The 383-nt window shown below is 40.5% G+C and carries 1 pseudogene; it reads left to right on the top strand.

The annotated features are described in order from the left end of the window. Positions 1 to 383, top strand: a pseudogene (locus AC0IXA_RS27215) (sulfate adenylyltransferase); the annotation flags it as partial.

Below are 383 nucleotides of genomic sequence, written 5' to 3'. Positions count from 1 at the left end.
CATCCAGGCGTGAAAAAATTATTTGAACGCGGCGATACTTACATTGGCGGGAAAATTACACTGACGAAACGCAGTGAAAAACCATTCCCTCAATTTACGTATGAGCCAGAAGAAACAAGACGTCATTTTAAAGAAAACGGCTGGAAAACCATTGTTGGTTTCCAAACGAGAAACCCGGTTCATCGTGCGCATGAATATATTCAAAAAACAGCATTAGAAACGGTCGATGGTTTATTTTTAAATCCGCTTGTCGGTGAAACAAAATCTGACGATATCCCGGCAGATGTGAGAATGAAAAGCTATCAAGTGTTATTGAATGGTTATTATCCAAAAGACCGCGTCTTTTTAGGTGTTTTTCCTGCTGCAATGCGTTATGCTGGACC

This window comes from Pseudomonas sp. AC083, from assembly GCF_979253165.1.
This window is presented reverse-complemented; position numbering and strand designations above follow the sequence as displayed.